Raw genomic sequence first — 20,664 nt, 5'->3', positions numbered from 1 at the left:
ACATCAGAATCATGCAACAATGCCACCTTGAAAGGTATTAAAATATATTATATAATTTATAAGACTTTTACAAGGTAATTTTAAGTGACGATAACAATTACGGATAGAGCTTTTCAGAGAGTCCGCAAGTTAATAGGACTAGAAAAAGATAAGAATTTAGCATTGCGAGTTTCTGTTGATAGTGGTGGTTGCTCAGGTCTGATGTATAATTATGAATTAGTCTCAAAAAATACTATAGAACAGGATGATTATGTCATTACTAAACATAATGCTACAATTATTATTGATCCTATCTCTCAAAAATTTATGCTGGACTGTATTTTAGATTTTATAGAAGAACTTGGTAGCTCATATTTCAACGTTCACAACCCACAAGCTAAAGCAAAATGCAGTTGCGGTAATTCTTTTACAGTATAGATACAAATATTACGAAGTGAACATTATGATATAACACAACTCCAATGTCATTTCCATGAAAGTGGGAATCTATTGAAACCTATAAAAAACTTGTTGTTTTATAGATTTATAGATTTTCCTAGGGGTAATTTTAATTATTTATGAGTTCTATCTCTAAAAATATTAGTGAATTTTTATATGTAGCCTTAAAAGGCCGTTTACACTATTATCTCTAATTACAACTGAAAATTTAACTTTTTTGACTAATTCTAATATTTGCCAATAAATATATGTTGTTTGAATAGTATCTATATCTTTATTATAAATCCCGAAAAAATTCTATAATATTAAATTCCACCTTCACCACTTGTCTACTTTATAATGTATTTTTGCATTATATTCTGATTATTTTATATACAAAGAGCGTTCTTCCTTGTCTGCTGCTAATTTTTGTCCACTTAAAAAACAGCTAAGAGCAATTGTAACTACTCTGTTCCATCGCTACCTACTTACCATATCACAATTAGTTTCTTTATAATATTTTCTGTTTTAGTAATTTCGTTGTGACTTCCTGTGATAAATTTTAATAGGTTTGTAGAATTTTTATTCATATCTAATAAATCTTTAGAAGAGCAATCTTCTTCCAAATTTCCTCAAGCGGCAAAGTTTTAATTTGTGATTTTCACATCTAAATTTATTTTTCTGTGTTTTTGCTGAATATACCTTTATTGAATTATCATCAAAAATATTTACTCTGTACCGGCACAAAAAATTATGACTTCTAGTGTATCATTTCCTTTTATAAATAATTGCTATATGGTTGTACATCTTTTGTTATAAAGGTGTCATGATTAAAATCCAAAGTAGCTATAGTAATAAATTTCATAAGCTCGCTATTTGATTTTACTAATTTTTCATTAAATTTAGAACTGTTATTATTAGAAAGTCAATCTATCTTCATATTTATAATCAACTATGAAGCACTTGTTTGGAGTTAATATATCCTTAATATTACGAATTTTTCTAAAACATTGTATTGTTCAGCAACAGTTAAGGTTTGTTTTTTTCTTGTTTTGAAAAGATTATTAAAATTTTCTGTCAAAAAATCATTTATATTTTAAATAAATAAAATATAAATGATTTTTTGACAGAAATTTATTTTTTTTAAAAACTCGTTCCTGTTTGGTGCTACCAAACATACTACTATCCACACTCTTCACATAACTCATCATAATAATTTTACCTTTTAATATTTACAAATCAAAACATTTTTGATCTATAAGATGAATTGACAGAACTCTGAGGATAAGAAAGTTTTATCGTTTATTTTTAAAACGTTATCACTCTTATTTTAAAAGATATTGAATTAATAATGGGATATTTATATATATTTTGAAAGATAAAATTTAAGGTTATTTTTCTTTTGTAATTTTATCATATTTTTTCAGTTTGATAAGAATCGACTCTAAATTATCCAACTTAATCATACATGGACCGTCACTTGGAGCGTTATCGGGGTCTTGATGTACTTCCATATACATACCAGCAATACCTACAGTTGTTGCTGCCTTTGCAAGTAACTCTACATATTTTCTTTCCCCTCCGGTACTATCTCCTAGTCCTCCAGGTTGCTGAACAGAATGTGTCGCATCAAAAATTACAGGTACATTTAGTTTTGCCATTATTGCAAGACTACGCATATCAGATACCAAATTATTATAGCCAAAACATGTCCCACGCTCTGTAAATAATATATTTTCTGCTCCAAAAGCTTTTAGTTTTGTTTGTACATTTTTCATATCCCAAGGGGCTAAAAACTGTCCTTTTTTTACTTTTACTATTTTACCAGTTTTCGCTGCAGCTTGCAGTAAGTCAGTCTGTCTGCATAAAAATGCTGGAATTTGTAAAATATCTACCACTCTGGCTGTTTCAGTACATTGGCTCTCTGAATGAACATCAGTAACAATAGGACAATCAAATTCAGCTTTTACTTTTGATAAAACTTCTAAACCTTTCTCTATACCAAGCCCTCGAACCCCATTTATAGAAGTTCTATTAGCTTTATCAAATGAAGATTTATAAATAAACGGAATATCAAGCTTACTAGTTAATTTAACAAGTTTTTCTGCCATAAATAAAGCATGATCTTGTCCTTCAATCTGACATGGTCCTGCAATTAGAATAAACGGCAAATCATTTCCTATTTTGATATTGTGAAGTTTTACTACTTTTTGCATAATTCTGAGATTTAATTATTGAGTAAGGCACGAATTAGTATTTCTCTGTTATATCAGTTGCTGATTCATTGTCTATTAAGTCATTATTAATTACTAACGTATAATATTTTTCTTTTATTGTCGTTAAATCATAATCACCATGATAATAACCCTCTAGGTTAATAATTTTTTTTAAATAAAAATTTAATTGTTCTGTTTCTAATTGTTCATTTACATTTTTTATAATAGAAGTCTTAATATTAATTAAATATGCCTTTATTTTTTTAAATTCTTTAATAATTATAAAAATATCACTCGGGTTTGTTACCAATATTCCTATAAACAAAATTAATAATATTTGCGTTAAAGACATATTTATATTAGCTTCTTATGTTTATATTTTGGATTTAAAATACTTTCGCCGTTAGTACTTAGCATATACTCATGATAATCTTGATAATTTCCTTCAAACCATGTAGCATTATTTTCTTTATCATATGATATAATATGAGTGGCTATTCTATCTAAAAACCACCTATCATGACTAATCACTAATACACAACCTGCAAAACCTAAAATAGCATCTTCAAGTGCTCTTAAGGTATCAATATCTAAATCATTAGACGGCTCATCTAATAATATAACATTTGCTCCTTCTTTTAATAATTTTGCTAAATGCACTCTGTTACGTTCTCCACCTGAAAGTTGTCCAACTTTCTTTTGTTGATCACTGCCTCTAAAATTAAAAGCTGCACAATAAGCTCTACTTTTCACTATTTTATTACCAAGTTGTAATTCGTCTAAACCTTCTGAAATTTCTTCCCATATAGTTTTATTATCATCCAAATGGTCACGTGATTGATCAACATATCCTAATTTTACCGTTTGACCAATTTTAATAGAACCGCTATCCGGTATTATTTTACCTGTAATAATATTAAACAAAGTAGACTTACCTGCTCCATTTGGTCCAATAATTCCTACAATAGCTCCACGTGGAACTTTAAAACTAAAATCTGATAATAATATTTTATTGTTGAATTTTTTAGCTATATGCTCCGCTTCAATAACAAGATCACCTAAACGAGGTCCATTAGGTATTATTATTTGAGTGGGGTCATTTTTTTGGTCTTGTTGTTTATTTAATAACTCGTGATATGCTGTAATACGTGCTTTATTCTTTGATTGTCTAGCTTTTGGAGTTTGACGAATCCATTCAAGTTCACGACGCAATTGTTTTTTTCTATCATTGTCTTCTTTACTTTCTAAAGCTATTTTTTTTTGTTTCTGTTCAAGCCAAGAACTATAATTTGATTCCCACGGTATACAATTGCCACGATCTATTTCTAATATCCATTCTGTAACATTATCTAAAAAATAACGATCATGGGTAATTACTATTACAGTACCTTCATAATGCTTTAAATAATCTTCAAGCCAAGACACTGATTCTGCATCCAAATGATTTGTAGGTTCATCAAGTAATAACATATCAGGTTTTTCTAAAAGCAATTTACATAAAGCTACTCTTCTTTTTTCTCCACCGGAAATTTTTGTAATATCTGCTTCTTTTGGCGGACAACGTAAAGCAAGCATTGCAATTTCTATTTCACGTTCTAGATTCCATCCATCACAATTGTCTATTTTTTCTTGCAATTCTGCTTGTTTATCAAAAAGCTTTTGCATTTTTTCATCAGTGATTTCAGTAGAAAATTTATTACTTATATCATTAAATTCTTCAATAAGTTTTTTCTTTTCATGAAGGCCTTCAATGATATTGTCAAAAACATTTTTACTAGGATCAAGATATGGTTCTTGGGGTAAATATCCTACTTTTATACCAATTTTAGCTATTGCTTTACCTTCAAACTCTTTATCAATACCTGCCATTATTTTTAATAACGTCGATTTACCTGCTCCATTTGGACCTATTATACCAATTTTAGCTCTTGGTAAAAATGATAAATTTGTTTCTTTTAAAATTTGTTTGCCATTTATAATTTTGCTTAAACCAACCATTTCATAAACATATTGATACGACATAAATTACTTATTTCTTTATATTATTATTTTACACCGATAGATATATCAACTACCACATTGTATGAATTTATTGCTCTATAATCATATAATTCAAAATCAGATGTTATAATTTCTATCATTGTTTTTCTTGTTCAGACATTTGATTTGTCAAATCTTTAAAAATAAAATGCTGTATACATGCTTTAATTTTAGCAGCTTGACGATCAAAGTCTTTATTATTGCTTGACGTACTTTTATACCTACTAACTTTATTTCGTTTAATCTTATTGATGATTTTTCCATATTGGATTTTAATTTAATTGTAATAATATCAAGTCTAATTCTTTCAAATCTTTATAATGAAATATTAATTTTCCGCCTAATGAACAATTTTCTATTGTTATTTTTATACCAAATTTTTCTGATAAAGCTTTTGCTAATAATTCTAGATCATTATCTGTAGTGCTATCCTTTAAAAAAGGCTTTCCTACTTTGTTATTATTTTTAGGAAATTTTGTATAATCATTTTTATACCATTGTCTTACTAGTTTTTCTGTTTGACGTACATTTAAATTATTATTTATAATATAATCAGCTATTGCTTCTGCATGTTCATGATTTATTAAACATCGAGCTTGACCCATGCTTAGTATATTTTCATTTACTTTATCTTGAATAGACTGCGGCAAATTATTAAGCCTTAACAAATTAGCTATATGACTACGACTTTTACCAAGCCTCTCAGCTAATTTTTCTACCGTATAATTAAAATTATCCACTAAATATTTAAAACCACGAGCTTCTTCCATAACTGTTAAATCAGTTCTTTGTATGTTCTCAATTAACGCTATTTCTACACTCTCTTTAGCATCTAAATTTTTTATAATTACCGGTATCTCTAACACTTTTGCCAATTTACATGCGCGCCAGCGTCGTTCTCCTGCTATAATTTGGAAATTATTATCAACAATAATAGGCTGTAATAAACCATTATTCAATATAGAATCTGCTAATTCTTTTATTTTATCATATTCAAAGTTTTTTCTAGGCTGATTCTCATTCGGTCTTATTTTATCAATATTTATTATTTGTATTATTTCTGATTCTATAGAAATAACTTCTTCTCCAAGCAATGAAGATAATCCTCTTCCTAGTCCTTTATTTTTCGCCATATCTTTCTAAGATTTCTTTTGTAAGTTCCATATATGCAACTGCTCCCGAACATTTATAATCATATATAATAGCCGGCTTTCCATATGAAGGAGCTTCAGATAGTTTAATATTTCTTGGAATAACAGTTTTAAATACTAATGCTCCTAAACATTTCCTAACATCATCTTCTACTTGCTCAGTTAAACGATTACGCTTATCATACATTGTAAATAATATACCTACAATCTTTATCTTAGGATTTAATTTTTTCTCTACAATTTTAATTGTTTTTAGCAAATGGCTTAATCCTTCTAAAGAATAAAAATCGCATTGCATTGGAATCAGCACTTCATCGCTTGCAACTAAAGCATTTACCGTTAATAAATTTAACGAAGGAGGACAATCAATAATTATATAATTATATAATATTTTTATTTCTTTCAATAACTTCATTAAAATATATTCTCGGTCCTTTAATTTTGTTAAATCTAATTCAGCTGCAGATAGATTAGTGTTTGAAGTAATTATTTCTAAATTTGGTATATTTGTAGCAATTATTGCATCTTTCAATTCTATTAGATTTATTAATACTTGATATATAGTATTTTTGCGTTGTTGCTGACTAATGCCAAAGCCGGTACTACTATTCCCCTGAGGATCAAGATCTATAACTAAAACTTTTTTATTTAGAGCAGCAAAAGCTGTAGCTAAATTTACAGTAGTTGTAGTTTTAGCTACTCCTCCTTTTTGATTAACAATAGCAATAACTTTCATATAATTTTTGTTAAATTACTAACTTCTAGAATTTTCCCTGCTGTAAAACGTATAAACACCTTTCTTTAGCTTCTACTATTTCAGTTAAATAATTTTTTCCTTTTAAGAACAAAAAATTTTCTTGTACTGAAATATTCTTTATATAATTAAATATTGTATTTAAGTTAGAAAAGCTCTACAAGTTAATATACTGCAATCTATTGTTACTTTTTCTATTCTTTGATTGATGATTTGTATGTTATTATTTGATACCTTTGATGCTTTTTCTAAAAAAATACATTTATGTAAATCAGCTTCTATTAAACTTACTTTCGCTACACCTGCTATAGTACTATACCAGGAAAACCGGGACCACTTCCTATATCAACCAAGTGTATCTCTTTATTATCAATGTATTGTATTAATTGTAATGAGTCTAATATATATGACGTTGCCAAAAATTATGTATACTATTATACGATACAAGATTGATTGCTTTATTCCATTTTTTTATTAATTCTTGAAAAAATTTTTAACTTTTCAATTATTTGATATGAAACTTCCATCATTATATTTAGTTTTTAAATAAATTATAATAGCCGTAATTGCTGCAGGTGTAATCCCTGGAATTCGACGTGCTATGCCAATAGTAGTAGGTTTATAGTAAGAAAGTTTTTCCCTTATCTCTAATGATATACTTGGTATTTTAAAATAGTCAATATTTTTAGGTATTAATTGTATTTCCTCATTTTGAAATAAATTAATATCTGCTTGCTGTTTAGCTAAATATGACGCGTATTTAGCTTCAATATATAACAATTGTAAAATATTACTATTAATTTCTTGAAGCTTAGGAAAAATTTTAATAGCCTGCTCAATAGTAAAATTAGGTATTTTAAATAAATCTAAAACTGTTTTATACGTACCGTCTTGTGCTACTTGCACTCCTATTTTAACAAGCTTACTAGTAGTGAAAGATAATGTTTTTAATAAATTTCTTGTTTTTTCTATATTATAACATTTTTTTTTAAATATTTCTTTACGTTTTTTTGATACAACTCCAATATTTATTCCTAATTCTGTTAAACGTAAATCTGCATTATCTGCCCTTAAAGATAACCTGTATTCTGCGCGGGAGGTAAACATACGATAGGGTTCCTTAGTACCAAATATTGTTAAATCATCTATCATTACCCCAATATAACTATTTGCTCTTGTTAATATAAAAGGTGGTTGATTTTTTACTGCCAAAGCAGCATTAATGCCTGCAACTATACCTTGTCCTGCTGCTTCTTCATATCCTGTAGTACCATTAATTTGCCCAGCAAAATATAGTCCCATTATTTTTTTTGTCTCTAGAGTAATACTTATTTCACGTGGATCAACATAATCATACTCTATAGCATAACCAGGACGTAAAATAGTTGCTTTTTCTAGACCAGGGATTGTTTTTATTAATTTGCATTGTACTTCTTCAGGCAAAGAAGTAGAAATACCATTTGGATAAATCGTATAATCATCTAGCCCTTCAGGTTCCAAAAATATACGATGTTCTGATTTTGTACTAAATCTGACTATTTTATCTTCTATAGAAGGACAATATCTTGGTCCTATCGCTTCTATTTGTCCTGAATACATAGCAGATTTATCAAGATTCTCACGTATAATATCATGAGTTTCTGAGGTTGTTTTTGTGATAAAACAATTTATCTGAGGAACATCAACAATATTTGTTAATGCCGAAAAAGGACGAGGAGTTTTATCGCCAGGCTGTAGAACTGTTTTACTATAATCAATTGTCAGCCCGTCAATTCGCGGTGGTGTACCTGTTTTTAAACGTGCAATCTTAAATCCTACTCTTTTTAATGTATTAGATAATCCATAAGAAGCTTCTTCATCTACTCTACCGGCAGGAATTTTTGTCGAACCGATATGAATAAGACCTGATAGGAAACTACCTGTAGTTAATATAATTTTTTGACAAGGAATTTTGCTACCATCATTTAAAACAACCGCTTTAACTTTAGAAGATTTAATTTCTATATCTTCCACTTTTCCATATAATATATTTAAATTTGGGTAATTTGTTAATATTTGATACATCGCTTTTTTATAAAGCTTTCTATCAGCTTGTGCTCGAGGTCCCCAAACTGCTGGACCTCTAGTTTCATTAAGCATTTTATAATGTATACCTGCTTGGTCTATAACATAACCCATTAACCCATCAAGTGCATCGATTTCTTTAACTAATATGCCTTTTGCAATTCCACCAATTGCCGGATTACAAGACATTTCACCTAAATTTCCCGGTTTTAACGTAATTAAGAGAGTAGGAACCCCAAGACGTGCAGAAGCAGCTGCAGCTTCTACTCCTGCATGCCCACCACCTATAACTATTACGTCATATTTTAGCATTAATTATTCTATAATTTCAGATTTATTAAAGAAAAATTCGATTTCTCTTTTTGCACTATTTTGGCTATCAGAACCGTGAATACTATTAGCTTCAATTGATTCACCAAAATCTTTTCTAATAGTTCCGGCTTCAGCTTCATCAGGATTAGTTGCTCCCATAATTTTACGATTTAAAGTTATAGCATCTGTCCCCTTAAGAACTTGCAGCACTACTGCTCCTGAAGTAATATATTCAACTAAGCTATTAAAAAATGGTCTTGCTCTATGTTCATCATAAAAACATTCTGCTTCATATTTAGTTAAATACTTCATTTTTTGAGCTACTATCTTTAAGCCTGCATTTTCTAAATAAGTATTAATTTGCCCTATTTTATTCCTTTTAATCGCATCAGGCTTAATCATTGAAAAAGTATATTGTATTGTCATTTTGCAACCTATTTATATAATTATTAAATTTATTTTTTAGCTGAACGATTCCATGTTAAAGTGAATAAACCGCCTCCTAAAAGAGCAGAAACACTAAAAAAGGTAAATACCCCATTCCAACCGTAATTATCACTAATCCATCCTACACCAACACCTGCAATCGCTGCTCCTAAATAACCAAATAATCCTGATAATCCATTAGCAGTACCAACAGCTTGACGCGAACTAAAATCTGCAGCAGCAATACCTACAAGGAGCTGTGGTCCTGAAACAAAAAAGCCTATTAGAGAAAGAATTACTATGCTTAATAATTCACTTTGAACAGGTATTTTCCAAAATAAGACTAGCAATAAGCTAAGCGATATCATACATATGGCAGCAACAGGACCTCGACGTCCTTGGAATAGTTTATCTGATAAAACACCTGCTATTAATGCCCCTGGGATGCCTATCATTTCATATAAACCGATTTGTAAACCTGCATTTGCAAGACTTATATTACGTAAATCTCTTAAAAATGTCGGCGCCCAATAAATTACACCGGAACGTATTATATAAACAAACATGTTAGCTAGACAAACATACCATATTAGCTTGTTACAAAAAACCATTTTAAGTAATTGCGTAGTTAATAGCTTTTCATAATCACCTATAGATTCAGGTGGATATTCTTTATATTCTTCCACGGTAGATAAGCCTACTTCTTTTGGAGAAGAACGAAGCCTATTATATAAGAAAAGCGATACTATACAAGCAACAACACCGGGAACAAAAAAAGCAGCTCTCCAGTCGAATTTATCAATTAAATAACCACAGCTTACCATAGCTAAAGCCCCACCTATTTGGTTAGAAGTTGCACCCATAGCCCATTTAGTTCCAAGCTCTTTTGGAGCAAACCAGTGAGTAAGCATTTTTGTTGCAGGAGGCCAGCCCATAGATTGAAACCAATTACTGGCTATCCATAAAATGCCTATAAGCCATAAAAAATCTGACAAGCCTATTAGAATAGTAATGATCCCAACAAGTAAAAGACCTAATACCATAAATATACGTGCATTAACTTTATCACTAATAAAACCGTTACACACTTTACTAACTCCGTACATTATAGAAGAAGCTGTTAATATCCAACCAATTTGTGTTTTAGTAACACCAAAATATGCTCTTATAGCAGGAGTTGCTATATTAAAATTCTGACGACAAAAATAAAAAGTCGCATAACCTATAATAATAGAATACAAAATCCTTACTCGCCAACTATTATATTTTTTTACATATGGCGATCTTGGAATTTTAATTTTGGATTTTGTATTTGTCATATTATAAACCATCGGACTATAAAAAAGCAATCTTCTAAGAAACTTGCTTTTTTATAAAATTAAATTTTAACAAATTCTATTGTCGGTTTTATTCACCAAAACTTGATACTCTTTATTTAAACTTCTAACGGCATATATCCATAATATTACTATTACAAAGAATATAGAAGCGAAATAAGGAGTCGCCTCTACAAAGCCAAATGCAGGAAATAAAATAAAGAATGTAGATTGAATAATAGCACCGCCTGATTTACCGAATCTTCCACCGATAACTTCAACGGCAGCTTGTCCTTTTACACGTAAATCTTTATCAAGCGGAATATATGCCATATTTTTAGTTGCATCAAATAAAGAATATTTTACACCTTTACTTAAAACATTCTGAATCATACCGATCATAACCGAAAGTGCTAAAGGACCTGAAGCAAGAATTCCTGTTAAATACATAGCAATAACGCTATCAAAAAAGATAAATGCAAAAAATGCAGCACCGGTAAGTAACATCATTAAAGGAGTAATCATTGCAGCAATCAACCATGATACTTTTCTTAGAATATTACTTCCTACAATCATAAAAGCAATAGCAACCCAACCTTGATAAAATTGGAACCTGCCCATATACATAGTATAAGCTTCTTTTGTTGGATATAATTCTTTTACTTTTGACTTCCACACCCCTTCAACTAAATTTACAGAAACGCCGTAAGCAATAAGGAGTAGAGCAATATAGCCCACATATTTAGACATAAAAATCATCTTAAAGCTATCTAGGAGCGACATTTTTGCTTTAGATTTTTTTTCTTTTACAAGTGCAGGATCATAAAGAAGCGGATCAGTCAAAACATTTTTATTCATCCATCTATATGTTAATATTATTGAAAAGCTGCTTGTTATCATAATAATAAATAACGGAACAAATTTTAGATGTTCTGCAACTATTTGTGTTTCTTCATGCAAGAAATATCCAATAATAACAGATGCTACAGGCAAGGCTAAATTAGCAAGTAAACCGAACATTGAGTAAAAACGCTTAGCTTCGTCAGTTTTAGTAATTTGGTTAGCAAATTGCCAAAATAATAAACTAAGTATCATTGTTCCCCAAAGTTCTGCCATAGTATAAAAAGATGCAAAACTCCATTTCCCAACTATTCTTATAAACCATTTGAAATTAGGATAAGCTAAACTCAAATGTTCAATCGTTTCAGGATCAGGATGTACTAAATCAGGATAAGGGTAAAGAACAAATGCAAATAGTACAAAATACCCTAAAAAAAATGAAGTAATGACATAAAACACGTTTTCTTGCTTTAAAATATCGCAAAGTTTAACATAAATTACCATGGCAATTACGGCAGAAGGTAGTACTATATATGTTTTTAAGAAACTTATTGCTTCTGCACCTATATCCGTTACTACAAACCCGTCTTTAATTGAGCGAAGGGTTGAATAGTTTAATAAAATACAGAACATCATAAACGCCATAGGAAGAAACTTCTTATTTTCATATCTTTCTATAGGCCAAATTATTTTTCTTAGTTCCGAGAGATAATTATCGCTTTTCGTCGTACTCATAAATCAAATTTTTCTATTTATTTTGAAGGTAGATATTATACTAGAATATGTTAAAAAGTCAAACCTATTGATTTTTACTCAAAGGAAATTAAATAAAATTATTGATGTTAAGGTAAGTTAAAGAAATATAATAATTATTATAACAGGTTGTAAAAGTAATACAATTATAAAAATTCATATATGAAAAGTGAAGATTTATTACCGGAATATGTAACCTTAAATAGGTCAGAGGATAAAACTATCAGAATAAAGGCAAAAACTTAAAACATTCAGTTATCTCCAGGAGATTATATGATATATCTATTTTAGAAAAGAAATATGATCAAGAAGAAAATTGTGCAGAGCTTGCTGCACCATAAATAAGCATATTAATAATGTGTAATAATATTTGTATTACATGAAAATGAAGAGTTAAAAAATGCTGTCCTTACCTTACCGATACAATGCCTAAAACTATATGGCTCAACCCATCATATAAACCGATAGGTATTAACAAACATGAAGATTACAAATGATGCTTTTCTGTTGAAAATGCTACAGGGTTAGCATGATATAAGAAAATTAATTATCAGGCATATGATATAAATGAAAATCAAATTGAAGGTATTGTAGAAGGATTTTTAACAAGAATTATCGAGCATAGAATTGATCATCTAAATAGAAAAGTATTTTTAGATTATGTATCTCCGAAAAAATCTTATTTATTTAAATTACTAGATTCCCGCTTTCGTGTAAATGACATTAAAGCATTAAGCTGTCCCAAACAATTTTTTTAGGTAATACCCTTTTATTATATATCTTTTCATTGACTATTAGACTTAAACATGTTCTACTTACTAAGGATAAAATTATCGCCAATAAGTAGCAAATTACTACACTCATTTACTACTTATTAAAAAGTTCTAGAAATTAAGGTTTGAAGCAGTTTTTCAACCCGATTTCAGAACAAAATGTTATTATTTTTAGTAAAAAATAACATATATAATTAATTTATATAAAAAAGTGGAAACCGTTTTTCACCTTTTATATTTAATATTTCTAATCAAATAGTAATAATTCACTATTCGCGTAAATTAAGGTTTAATATGACACGAAAAATAATTAAAAATATCATATTTGGAATAGCTTTTTTACTTAGTACAATCAGCTTTGCTAACAGTGTAACTTCTAACGGCTCCAAAAAAGATGCAGCAAAAACTAATGATGTCACAACACAAAAAATTATAGATGCTTTTTCTGCTTATGCCGGGACTATAAAACCAGAAGTACGTGAGGAAATACAAAAATATAGAGTAAAAATAGTTAATATTAACAAAGAAAAACGTAAATTATATAATAGCCTTTCCAAAGAGGCTCAAAATTTTTTAGCAGAGCAACAAAAATATAAACAAAAACTATCTCTCTCTAAACTAACAGTAGAAAACAACGACCGCAAAAATAATGCTGTTAATTCTAACGATAAACAGGATAAAGATACAAAATAAAATCTATTATTTTGCGAACTTATAGGTATATGGTATGGGTAGAGGCTAAATCTGCTCTATGTCATTCCTGCGAAAGCAGGAATCTAGTAACCTTTTATTATCATACTGCAACTTGTGAGCTAGATCTTAGGATATAATCTGTTATACAAGAATTGGTGGTCAAGCTATAGGATGACAACAAAAAAGTCTAAATTCCTGCTTTCGCAGGAATGACATCTTCCTAAGTTTGTTCTACTACATCGTCAAACCACATTAAAGAGTATACATTTTTAATTTGGTGAATTTTTCTTTAATTATGTTATTACGTGCCTTATTTAAAATTTCTGCATATGCTGCCGTTTCTTTTTTCTTGATATTTACTCTTCCCGACCTATATTTTATAAGCTCTGCATTCTCTATGATCAAGAAAAACAATTAGTTTAATGTTACAAAATCTCTATAGTATCTTCTATTATTTTTCTACAATGAGTATATTTCTCATTAACAAGGACAAGCGTGACGCATCTGGCAGTGATACTTTATAAAAAGTATCTTCTAATCCTAATTGCTTCATTAATTTTTCTGTTGCATCTATTAGTCTAATATTTTTAAATGTTCATTAATTACTTCTATCTTTACAACTTTCTTATCAGCAATTATATCATTGTTAGCAGCGTAGATTTATAAAAATAAACCATATAAATCCTACTTAATAATATAAACATTTTATTCTCAAATCCAAGCATAGGGCTGTCCCAAGCTTGATTTGTCCACCTTGCAATCAATAGCAAATTACCTATAGTAATTTGCTATTAGCGTTTTTAAAAATATTTCTTACATGCTTTAAAATAAGAATAACCTGTGATGATGGTTAAAAAAGCAGCAATCCATAAAATTATTTCTCCTACTATATCTAAATAAATAATTCCTGAACCTTTTGAACCTAGTATCAATATCGATAAAGCAAACATTTGTAAAAACGTTTTTACCTTAGCTAGTCTTGATACAGGCACACTAACCTTTACTAGAGCTAAAAACTCCCGAAGACCACTAACTAAAAATTCTCGTGCTAAAATTAATAAGCAAGGTATCTCATCTACATTATCTTTTTTTAGTAGCATTATAATAACGCAACCTACGAGTAGCTTATCTGCTATAGGATCAAACATTTTACCAAAACTTGTAACTAAATTATATTTCCTTGCAATATAACCGTCAAAAAAATCTGTAATACTAGCTAAAACAAATAATAATGCCCCAAATGTACGTGCAAGTGAATTATTGATATAAAACGCTAGTATAATTATTGGAATTACCATTACTCGAGCAACAGTTAGATAATTAGGTAAATTTTTATCTATTCTCATTAATTAAATTTATTAATATAATATTGTTGGATTATAGATAGAATATTATTCCAAGACCAATATATTAAAAGCCCTACAGGAAAACTACTAAACATTACTAAAAAAATTAACGGCATAAATTTCATTACTTGTGCCTGCACGGGATCGGCAGGTTCAGGACTCATTCTTTGCTGTAAGAACATAGTAATAGCCATTAAAATAGGCCATGCTCCAATCATTAAAAATGACGGCGGCGAAAATGGTAAGAATCCGAATAAATTAAAAATAGTAGTAGGGTCAGGTGCAGATAAGTCTTTAATCCAACCGTAAAAAGGTGCTTGCCGCATTTCGATAGTTACGTACAATACTTTATATATAGAGAAAAATACGGGTATTTGAACAAGTATGGGCAAACAACCTGCTACCGGATTTACTTTTTCTTTTTTATATAAAGCCATAATTTCTTGATTTAAACGTGCTTTATCATCGCCGTATAAATTTTTTATCCTATCTATTTCCGGCTGTAAATTTTTCATTTTTTTCATTGAACAATAGGATTTATTCGCTAAAGTAAACATTAGCAACTTAATTATAACTGTAACGATTAATATACTAATCCCGAAATTACCAACATAACCATAGAAAAAATTCATGGCGTAGAAGACCGGTTTAGTAATTATATAAAACCAACCGAAATCAATAGCTCTATCGAATAACTTAATACCATATTGTTTTTCATATTTATCTAGTAAGTCTACTTTTTTTGCTCCGGCAAAAATTCTACTTGTAATAGAAAAATTTTCGCCAGACTTTATTATTTGTACCGGTGAAATAAAATCTACCTGATATCTTTCAACACCTTGTGTAAGAGCATAATTAAAATTTGAGCTATAATTACTTGATTTATCTGGAATTAATGAAGATAACCAATATTTATCGGTCATTCCTATCCAATCAACTTTACTTGCTACAAACTTTTCGCTTTTCTTATCTTTAATATCATCATACGAATATTCTTTAAGATTTTCGTTTATACAACCTATAGGCCCTTGATGTAATATATTCACCGCTTTCTCTACAGCAATATATTTACGGTTTATTAAACCGTAAGATTGCACAGGAAGTTCTTTATCACTATTATTAACAATGGTTTGTTCTACAGTAAATAAATAGTTTTCATCGAGAGTAATAGTAACTAAAAATTTAACTCCGTCTTCATTAACCCAAAATAAATTAACAGGTTTTTCAGGACTTAATATTTCACCGTCGCTATTCCATATAGTATCATTGTTAGGGAGTTTTACACTAGATAAATTACTAACTAAGCCAATTTCGGCAAAATAAGCATTCTCTGTATTAGCTGGTGAAAATAACCTTACTTCAGTACTATTTTTAGATAAATCTTGTTTATATTTCTTCAATATTAAATCGTCGAATCTAAGTCCTTTTAATGAAATAGAACCGGTGAGCGATTCAGATTCTATTTTAATACGCTGGACTTGATTTGCTTCTTGTACAACAAGATCAGATGCAGGTTTGATTAAAGCTTTTAACTTTTGTTTCTTTAAATTTTCTGCTTTCTGCATTGCTATTTGCTGCTGCTGTTTTTTGTGTTCAGGTTTTACAACAAAATATTGCCAACCAAAAATTATACTTAAAGACAGTACAATAGCAGCTATTAAATTCATTATATTATTATTCATTCCTAGGTCTTAAATTTTTATATTTTTAAAGCTTAAAGTTTAAAGCATTTAGAGAAAATAATCAAGTAGTATATACTACTTTTAAAATGAGTTAAAAATAATAATATCCAAGATGAAAGGTAGCTTCCATTTTGGATGCAAATATTAATGTATTTTTCTATTTTTACTACTTTTCATTTACTCGGATTACTATACCACTGCTACATTCTGAAATATTTTTAATTTAAATTCAGACAGTATAGAAATTAAATGTTCAGAAATATCATCTTGTATATTTTCATAACCTACTAAGTTCACTTCTTTAACGAAGATATATATTTCTATAGGCAACCCGTAAATCGTAGGTTCAAGCTGTCTTACTAGAAAAGTAAACCCTTCAGTATAAACTGCTGGATTATTTTTTAGATATTCTTGAACGTATAATTTGAATAGTTTAATATTAGTTAAATCTTTCTCTTCTTTATCAACAGTGATTTTATTTATTATATCCTTTGATAGATAAGGAGATTTTTTTAATTCTTTTAAAATAGTAGCATCACAGAAGTGAATAGTTGCCATATTAATATTAAATACTCTCTTTATCCTTCTTGCTCCTGATTCACTAATTCCTCTATAATTAGTTACGGTAGAATTTAAAATGCTGTAAGTAGGAACTGTAGAAATAGATTGATCAAAATTTCTAATTGTTACTACAGAAATAGTAATTTTTTCAACTATCCCTTCAATTTTGCCAATACGTACCCAGTCTCCAATATTAATAATTTCTTGAGTAGTTAGTTGCAAGCTTGCAAGTAATCCTAAAACGGTATCTTTGAAAACAAATGTTAAAAGAGCTGTGGCTGCACCTAAACTTGTTAGGAATGTACTAAGTGAAATATTTAATATGTAGGAAATAGTTATCATGACTGCAATGACCATGACAATGATTTTTAATATTTGAAAATATAAACTTAGCGGTACATTTTTTACGGTTTTGATCCTATTGTGATACAGATCTGCAAAAGCATCTATAAGCGTTAATAATAACATAGTCATGGATATACTAGTATATAAGATTACTATAGTATCTTTGATTCCAAGGAACACATGTGCTTTAAAAGAATTAGGATGAAAAATATTTCCCCAACATACAAAGTAAAATGCTAATAAAGTGTGTAATAAATAACGAAATATAGGATATTTTTTTATTATCCTTTCATAATCATCATAATGATGTCTAGTTAAATAATTTTTTACAGGAATAAAAATTAATCTTTTAATTAGAAATATCACTGGTATAAGAGTTACTAACATAACAAATAATAATACTAACTCGGTACTTGAGATATAATATAGATCCATTAAATATTGCATATCTTACCTATTATTATTATAATAATAAAATATTAAATCTTTTTTATTATTACTAAAATTTTATCTTATCAATAATTCTAACTCAAAAAATAGATTTTTTGTATAACGTAGATAATATAAGGAGAAATTTGAAGGAACACGGAACACAGCACTGCAGCATATAGTATAGACATATGTGAGAATGCGATTACCGGATTGACTTACAAATTACCCTTAGAAGCAAGTTTTATACAAAAAATCTATTTCAATAACTTATTTACTATGATATTTCCAAATATTAATCCTGTTATTTTTTCTATAGGTCCATTTGCTATATCTTGGTATTCCCTTTCATATGTAATAGGAATTTTACTAGGCTGGTTTTATGCAAACAAAATTATAGAAAAATTTAAGCCTCAAATTACAAAAAAAAATCTAGAAGATTTCATTACTTATGCTGTTATAGGCATAATAGTTGGAGGTAGACTAGGTTTTGTTTTATTATATAACCCTTCTAGATATTTTTCAAATCCAATAGATATCTTAAAAACTTATCAAGGCGGGATGTCTTTCCATGGCGGAGCTTTAGGAGTAATTATTGCTGCTTATTTGTTTTGTCGCAAATATAAAGTTAATTTTTTAAGTCTTACAGACATAATAGCAACGGTAGTACCTATCGGATTATTTTTAGGTAGAATCGCTAATTTTATTAACGGTGAGCTATATGGACGTATTACAAATTCTTCTTTTGGTATAATTTTCCCAAATAGTGACCTAAGCCCACGTCACCCTAGTCAATTATATGAAGCTTTTTTTGAAGGTTTAGTATTATTTTGTATCTTAGCATATGCAACATTTAAGCACAAAACTCTTGAAAAACGTGCTTTAAACTTAGGACTATTTCTAACATTTTATGCTCTTTTCCGAATAACTATTGAAATATTTAGAGAACCTGATATGCAGATTGGGTTTATTTTAGATAGTTTAACTATGGGACAGATTTTATCAATACCAATGTTAATCTTAGGGAGTTCTTTAATATGTCAATCGACTCTAAAATAAGACAATTAATCAATCAAAATGGTTATATTACTTGCGATGTCCTCATACAAGAAATATTGTATTCAAATCCTGCTTCATATTATAGACAAACAAAATCTTTGGCTAGCGAAGGTGACTTTATTACTGCTCCTGAAGTGTCACAGCTATTTGGCGAAATTATTGGCTTATGGTGTATCAAAGAGTGGCAAAGAATTGGTTGTCCAAAAAGTCTTAGTTTAGTTGAGCTTGGACCTGGTCGAGGCCTATTAATGCGTGATTTACTACGTACCGCAAAATTAGTACCGGAATTTTACAAAGCTTTATCAATTGAACTAATAGAAATTAATCAAAATTTTATTGCTCATCAAAAGTCTAATTTACAAGATATTAATTTACCGATTAAACACCTATCATTTATAGAAGATATACCAAAAAAACCTACCATAATAGTAGCTAATGAATTCTTTGATGCTATGCCGATAAAACAATATATTAAAGTCAAGGAATTATGGTATGAAAGAATATTTGTAGTACAGCCGGTAGACGGAAGAATTAAATACGATAAAATAAGCGTTAATAAGCAATTACAAGAATATCTGCTGCAAACTCATATTGAAGCAAAAGACGGAGCAGTGCTTGAAGAATCTTATAAATCGATAGAAATTATAAAATTTATAGCTCAACATCTAAAAAAACTAAGCGGCAGCTGCTTAATAATCGATTACGGCTATGATATAGCTTTAAGTAATAGAAATAGATATCAATATAATCCAACATTACAAGCAGTGAAAAATCATAAATATTGTCCCATCCTTGAGAATTGTGGAAAGGCCGATTTATCGGCACATGTAGATTTTTATACATTAAAAACAGTAGCTAAAAATAGCAAAATAAATGTAATAAATACAATATTGCAACGTGATTTTTTAATAGAAAACGGAATCTTATTACGTAGTAAAACATTGCAAGACAAACTTAATAATGAGCAAGCACAAATAATAGAAAAGCAGGTAGAAAGACTAATATCGCCAAAACAAATGGGTGTATTATTTAAAGTCCTACAAATAATGAATTAATATTAATCTTTAGAAAGTCTCATAATTTAGTTCTTATCTATATTTAGTAGGAGTGTTAGCAGTGTTTTCTCCTGAAGACTAATAAAATTTTTCCCAGTCTTGTGCATTAAAATTTTCAACTACAGCACTAGTAATTGCATTTTTATCAGATTTTCTATCACACTACTCTGCAAATCTCATCTCTGCTTCAGTTAATTTATTATCTTTTGACATATATACCTGTAGTTTTTTAGGCGTAGGTTCTTTAACTAAATTAGAAGTAGTAGCAATAAATTAACAGAATTTAATACTTTTTTTCCAATGGTATACATCACTACTATATCTTTACTATTCTCAAATTTATAATAAACTTGAACATATAATTCTCCTAAACTATTAGCATTTAAGATTTTGCTTACGTAAAAATTTACCTAACCTTTCCTATTTTAGTAT

At 29.0% G+C, this 20,664-nt stretch carries 17 protein-coding genes and 3 pseudogenes; 5 read left to right on the top strand and 15 right to left on the bottom strand.

Annotated elements, in window-relative coordinates; translation table 11 throughout:
• Nucleotides 1-84 precede the first annotated feature (84 nt).
• Nucleotides 85-417 carry an iron-sulfur cluster assembly accessory protein gene (locus A1E_RS00285; RefSeq protein ID WP_012148214.1) on the top strand — a complete coding sequence of 111 codons (333 nt, stop codon included), beginning with the start codon at nucleotides 85-87 and terminating at the stop codon, nucleotides 415-417.
• Between the two features lie 488 nt (nucleotides 418-905).
• On the opposite strand, the gene A1E_RS06695 is transcribed toward A1E_RS00285, so the two are convergent.
• The 11 genes and pseudogenes from A1E_RS06695 to tlc1 all read right to left on the bottom strand — a co-directional run bounded on the left by A1E_RS06695 (nucleotide 906) and on the right by tlc1 (nucleotide 12,271).
• Complete coding sequence (locus A1E_RS06695) at nucleotides 906-1,043, bottom strand: hypothetical protein (RefSeq protein WP_231259245.1); 138 nt, start codon at nucleotides 1,041-1,043, stop codon at nucleotides 906-908.
• Between the two features lie 765 nt (nucleotides 1,044-1,808).
• Nucleotides 1,809-2,633, bottom strand: a complete 825-nt coding sequence (gene kdsA / locus A1E_RS00280; RefSeq protein ID WP_012148212.1) for a 3-deoxy-8-phosphooctulonate synthase — start codon at nucleotides 2,631-2,633, stop codon at nucleotides 1,809-1,811.
• Nucleotides 2,634-2,667: 34 nt separating this feature from the next.
• Entirely contained in the window at nucleotides 2,668-2,985 is a 318-nt protein-coding gene (locus A1E_RS00275; RefSeq protein WP_012148211.1) for a DUF2672 domain-containing protein, read from the bottom strand.
• 2 nt (nucleotides 2,986-2,987) lie between these two features.
• Nucleotides 2,988-4,655 carry an energy-dependent translational throttle protein EttA gene (gene ettA / locus A1E_RS00270; protein WP_012148210.1) on the bottom strand — a complete coding sequence of 556 codons (1,668 nt, stop codon included), beginning with the start codon at nucleotides 4,653-4,655 and terminating at the stop codon, nucleotides 2,988-2,990.
• Between the two features lie 290 nt (nucleotides 4,656-4,945).
• Complete coding sequence (locus A1E_RS00265) at nucleotides 4,946-5,806, bottom strand: ParB/RepB/Spo0J family partition protein (RefSeq protein WP_012148209.1); 861 nt, start codon at nucleotides 5,804-5,806, stop codon at nucleotides 4,946-4,948.
• Nucleotides 5,793-6,560, bottom strand: a complete 768-nt coding sequence (locus A1E_RS00260; RefSeq protein ID WP_012148208.1) for a ParA family protein — start codon at nucleotides 6,558-6,560, stop codon at nucleotides 5,793-5,795. Before A1E_RS00260 ends, A1E_RS00265 begins: the two co-directional genes overlap by 14 nt.
• Nucleotides 6,557-7,108, bottom strand: a pseudogene (gene rsmG, locus A1E_RS05190) (16S rRNA (guanine(527)-N(7))-methyltransferase RsmG). The gene A1E_RS00260 and the pseudogene rsmG overlap by 4 nt, the downstream one beginning before the upstream one ends.
• Nucleotides 7,080-8,954, bottom strand: a complete 1,875-nt coding sequence (gene mnmG, locus A1E_RS00255) for a tRNA uridine-5-carboxymethylaminomethyl(34) synthesis enzyme MnmG (protein ID WP_012148207.1) — start codon at nucleotides 8,952-8,954, stop codon at nucleotides 7,080-7,082. Before mnmG ends, rsmG begins: the two are co-directional and overlap by 29 nt.
• 3 nt (nucleotides 8,955-8,957) lie before the next feature.
• Entirely contained in the window at nucleotides 8,958-9,380 is a 423-nt protein-coding gene (ndk, locus tag A1E_RS00250; protein WP_012148206.1) for a nucleoside-diphosphate kinase, read from the bottom strand.
• Nucleotides 9,381-9,409: 29 nt separating this feature from the next.
• Nucleotides 9,410-10,699 (bottom strand): MFS transporter, encoded by a 1,290-nt coding sequence (locus A1E_RS00245; protein WP_012148205.1) that lies wholly within the window; start codon nucleotides 10,697-10,699, stop codon nucleotides 9,410-9,412.
• Nucleotides 10,700-10,765: 66 nt separating this feature from the next.
• On the bottom strand, nucleotides 10,766-12,271 hold the full coding sequence (gene tlc1 / locus A1E_RS00240; RefSeq protein WP_012148204.1) for an ATP/ADP exchange transporter Tlc1: 1,506 nt from the start codon (nucleotides 12,269-12,271) through the stop codon (nucleotides 10,766-10,768).
• 127 nt (nucleotides 12,272-12,398) lie between these two features.
• On the opposite strand from tlc1, the pseudogene A1E_RS06405 reads away from it, so the two are divergent.
• A pseudogene (locus tag A1E_RS06405) lies at nucleotides 12,399-12,966 on the top strand (peptide deformylase); the annotation flags it as partial.
• Between the two features lie 402 nt (nucleotides 12,967-13,368).
• A complete protein-coding gene (locus A1E_RS00235; protein ID WP_041405261.1) occupies nucleotides 13,369-13,755 on the top strand; it encodes a hypothetical protein in 387 nt (128 codons plus the stop codon).
• Nucleotides 13,756-13,975: 220 nt separating this feature from the next.
• Here A1E_RS00235 and A1E_RS00230 read toward each other — a convergent pair.
• The 4 genes and pseudogenes from A1E_RS00230 to A1E_RS00215 all read right to left on the bottom strand — a co-directional run bounded on the left by A1E_RS00230 (nucleotide 13,976) and on the right by A1E_RS00215 (nucleotide 18,136).
• Nucleotides 13,976-14,415 (bottom strand): annotated as a pseudogene (locus A1E_RS00230) (carbonic anhydrase).
• Between the two features lie 140 nt (nucleotides 14,416-14,555).
• The gene (gene pgsA, locus A1E_RS00225; protein ID WP_012148201.1) at nucleotides 14,556-15,101 is read right to left on the bottom strand and encodes a CDP-diacylglycerol--glycerol-3-phosphate 3-phosphatidyltransferase; all 546 of its coding nucleotides are present in this window, start codon (nucleotides 15,099-15,101) and stop codon (nucleotides 14,556-14,558) included.
• Nucleotides 15,101-16,783: a membrane protein insertase YidC gene (gene yidC / locus A1E_RS00220; RefSeq protein ID WP_012148200.1), complete on the bottom strand. Its 1,683-nt coding sequence runs from the start codon at nucleotides 16,781-16,783 to the stop codon at nucleotides 15,101-15,103. The genes pgsA and yidC overlap by 1 nt, the downstream gene beginning before the upstream one ends.
• A gap of 189 nt (nucleotides 16,784-16,972) precedes the next feature.
• Nucleotides 16,973-18,136 (bottom strand): mechanosensitive ion channel family protein, encoded by a 1,164-nt coding sequence (locus A1E_RS00215; RefSeq protein ID WP_041405214.1) that lies wholly within the window; start codon nucleotides 18,134-18,136, stop codon nucleotides 16,973-16,975.
• Nucleotides 18,137-18,397: 261 nt separating this feature from the next.
• Here A1E_RS00215 and lgt point away from each other — a divergent pair, with 261 nt between their 5' ends.
• A complete protein-coding gene (gene lgt / locus A1E_RS00210) occupies nucleotides 18,398-19,177 on the top strand; it encodes a prolipoprotein diacylglyceryl transferase (protein ID WP_012148198.1) in 780 nt (259 codons plus the stop codon).
• On the top strand, nucleotides 19,156-20,232 hold the full coding sequence (locus tag A1E_RS00205; protein WP_012148197.1) for a class I SAM-dependent methyltransferase: 1,077 nt from the start codon (nucleotides 19,156-19,158) through the stop codon (nucleotides 20,230-20,232). The genes lgt and A1E_RS00205 overlap by 22 nt, the downstream gene beginning before the upstream one ends.
• Nucleotides 20,233-20,664 lie beyond the last annotated feature (432 nt).

This window comes from Rickettsia canadensis str. McKiel, from assembly GCF_000014345.1.
GTDB lineage: Bacteria > Pseudomonadota > Alphaproteobacteria > Rickettsiales > Rickettsiaceae > Rickettsia > Rickettsia canadensis.
Note: the sequence above shows the minus strand (reverse complement) of the source record. Positions and strands in the feature narration are given on the sequence as shown.

Excerpts from the sequence above, each read along its gene's own strand:
- kdsA (WP_012148212.1), bottom strand. The coding sequence starts at position 2,633 with ATGCAAAAAGTAGTAAAACTTCACAATATCAAAATAGGAAATGATTTG.
- A1E_RS00275 (WP_012148211.1), bottom strand. The coding sequence starts at position 2,985 with ATGTCTTTAACGCAAATATTATTAATTTTGTTTATAGGAATATTGGTA.
- ettA (WP_012148210.1), bottom strand. The coding sequence starts at position 4,655 with ATGTCGTATCAATATGTTTATGAAATGGTTGGTTTAAGCAAAATTATA.
- A1E_RS00265 (WP_012148209.1), bottom strand. The coding sequence starts at position 5,806 with ATGGCGAAAAATAAAGGACTAGGAAGAGGATTATCTTCATTGCTTGGA.
- A1E_RS00260 (WP_012148208.1), bottom strand. The coding sequence starts at position 6,560 with ATGAAAGTTATTGCTATTGTTAATCAAAAAGGAGGAGTAGCTAAAACT.
- mnmG (WP_012148207.1), bottom strand. The coding sequence starts at position 8,954 with ATGCTAAAATATGACGTAATAGTTATAGGTGGTGGGCATGCAGGAGTA.
- ndk (WP_012148206.1), bottom strand. The coding sequence starts at position 9,380 with ATGACAATACAATATACTTTTTCAATGATTAAGCCTGATGCGATTAAA.
- A1E_RS00245 (WP_012148205.1), bottom strand. The coding sequence starts at position 10,699 with ATGACAAATACAAAATCCAAAATTAAAATTCCAAGATCGCCATATGTA.
- tlc1 (WP_012148204.1), bottom strand. The coding sequence starts at position 12,271 with ATGAGTACGACGAAAAGCGATAATTATCTCTCGGAACTAAGAAAAATA.
- pgsA (WP_012148201.1), bottom strand. The coding sequence starts at position 15,101 with ATGAGAATAGATAAAAATTTACCTAATTATCTAACTGTTGCTCGAGTA.
- yidC (WP_012148200.1), bottom strand. The coding sequence starts at position 16,783 with ATGAATAATAATATAATGAATTTAATAGCTGCTATTGTACTGTCTTTA.
- A1E_RS00215 (WP_041405214.1), bottom strand. The coding sequence starts at position 18,136 with ATGCAATATTTAATGGATCTATATTATATCTCAAGTACCGAGTTAGTA.
- lgt (WP_012148198.1), top strand. The coding sequence starts at position 18,398 with ATGATATTTCCAAATATTAATCCTGTTATTTTTTCTATAGGTCCATTT.
- A1E_RS00205 (WP_012148197.1), top strand. The coding sequence starts at position 19,156 with ATGTCAATCGACTCTAAAATAAGACAATTAATCAATCAAAATGGTTAT.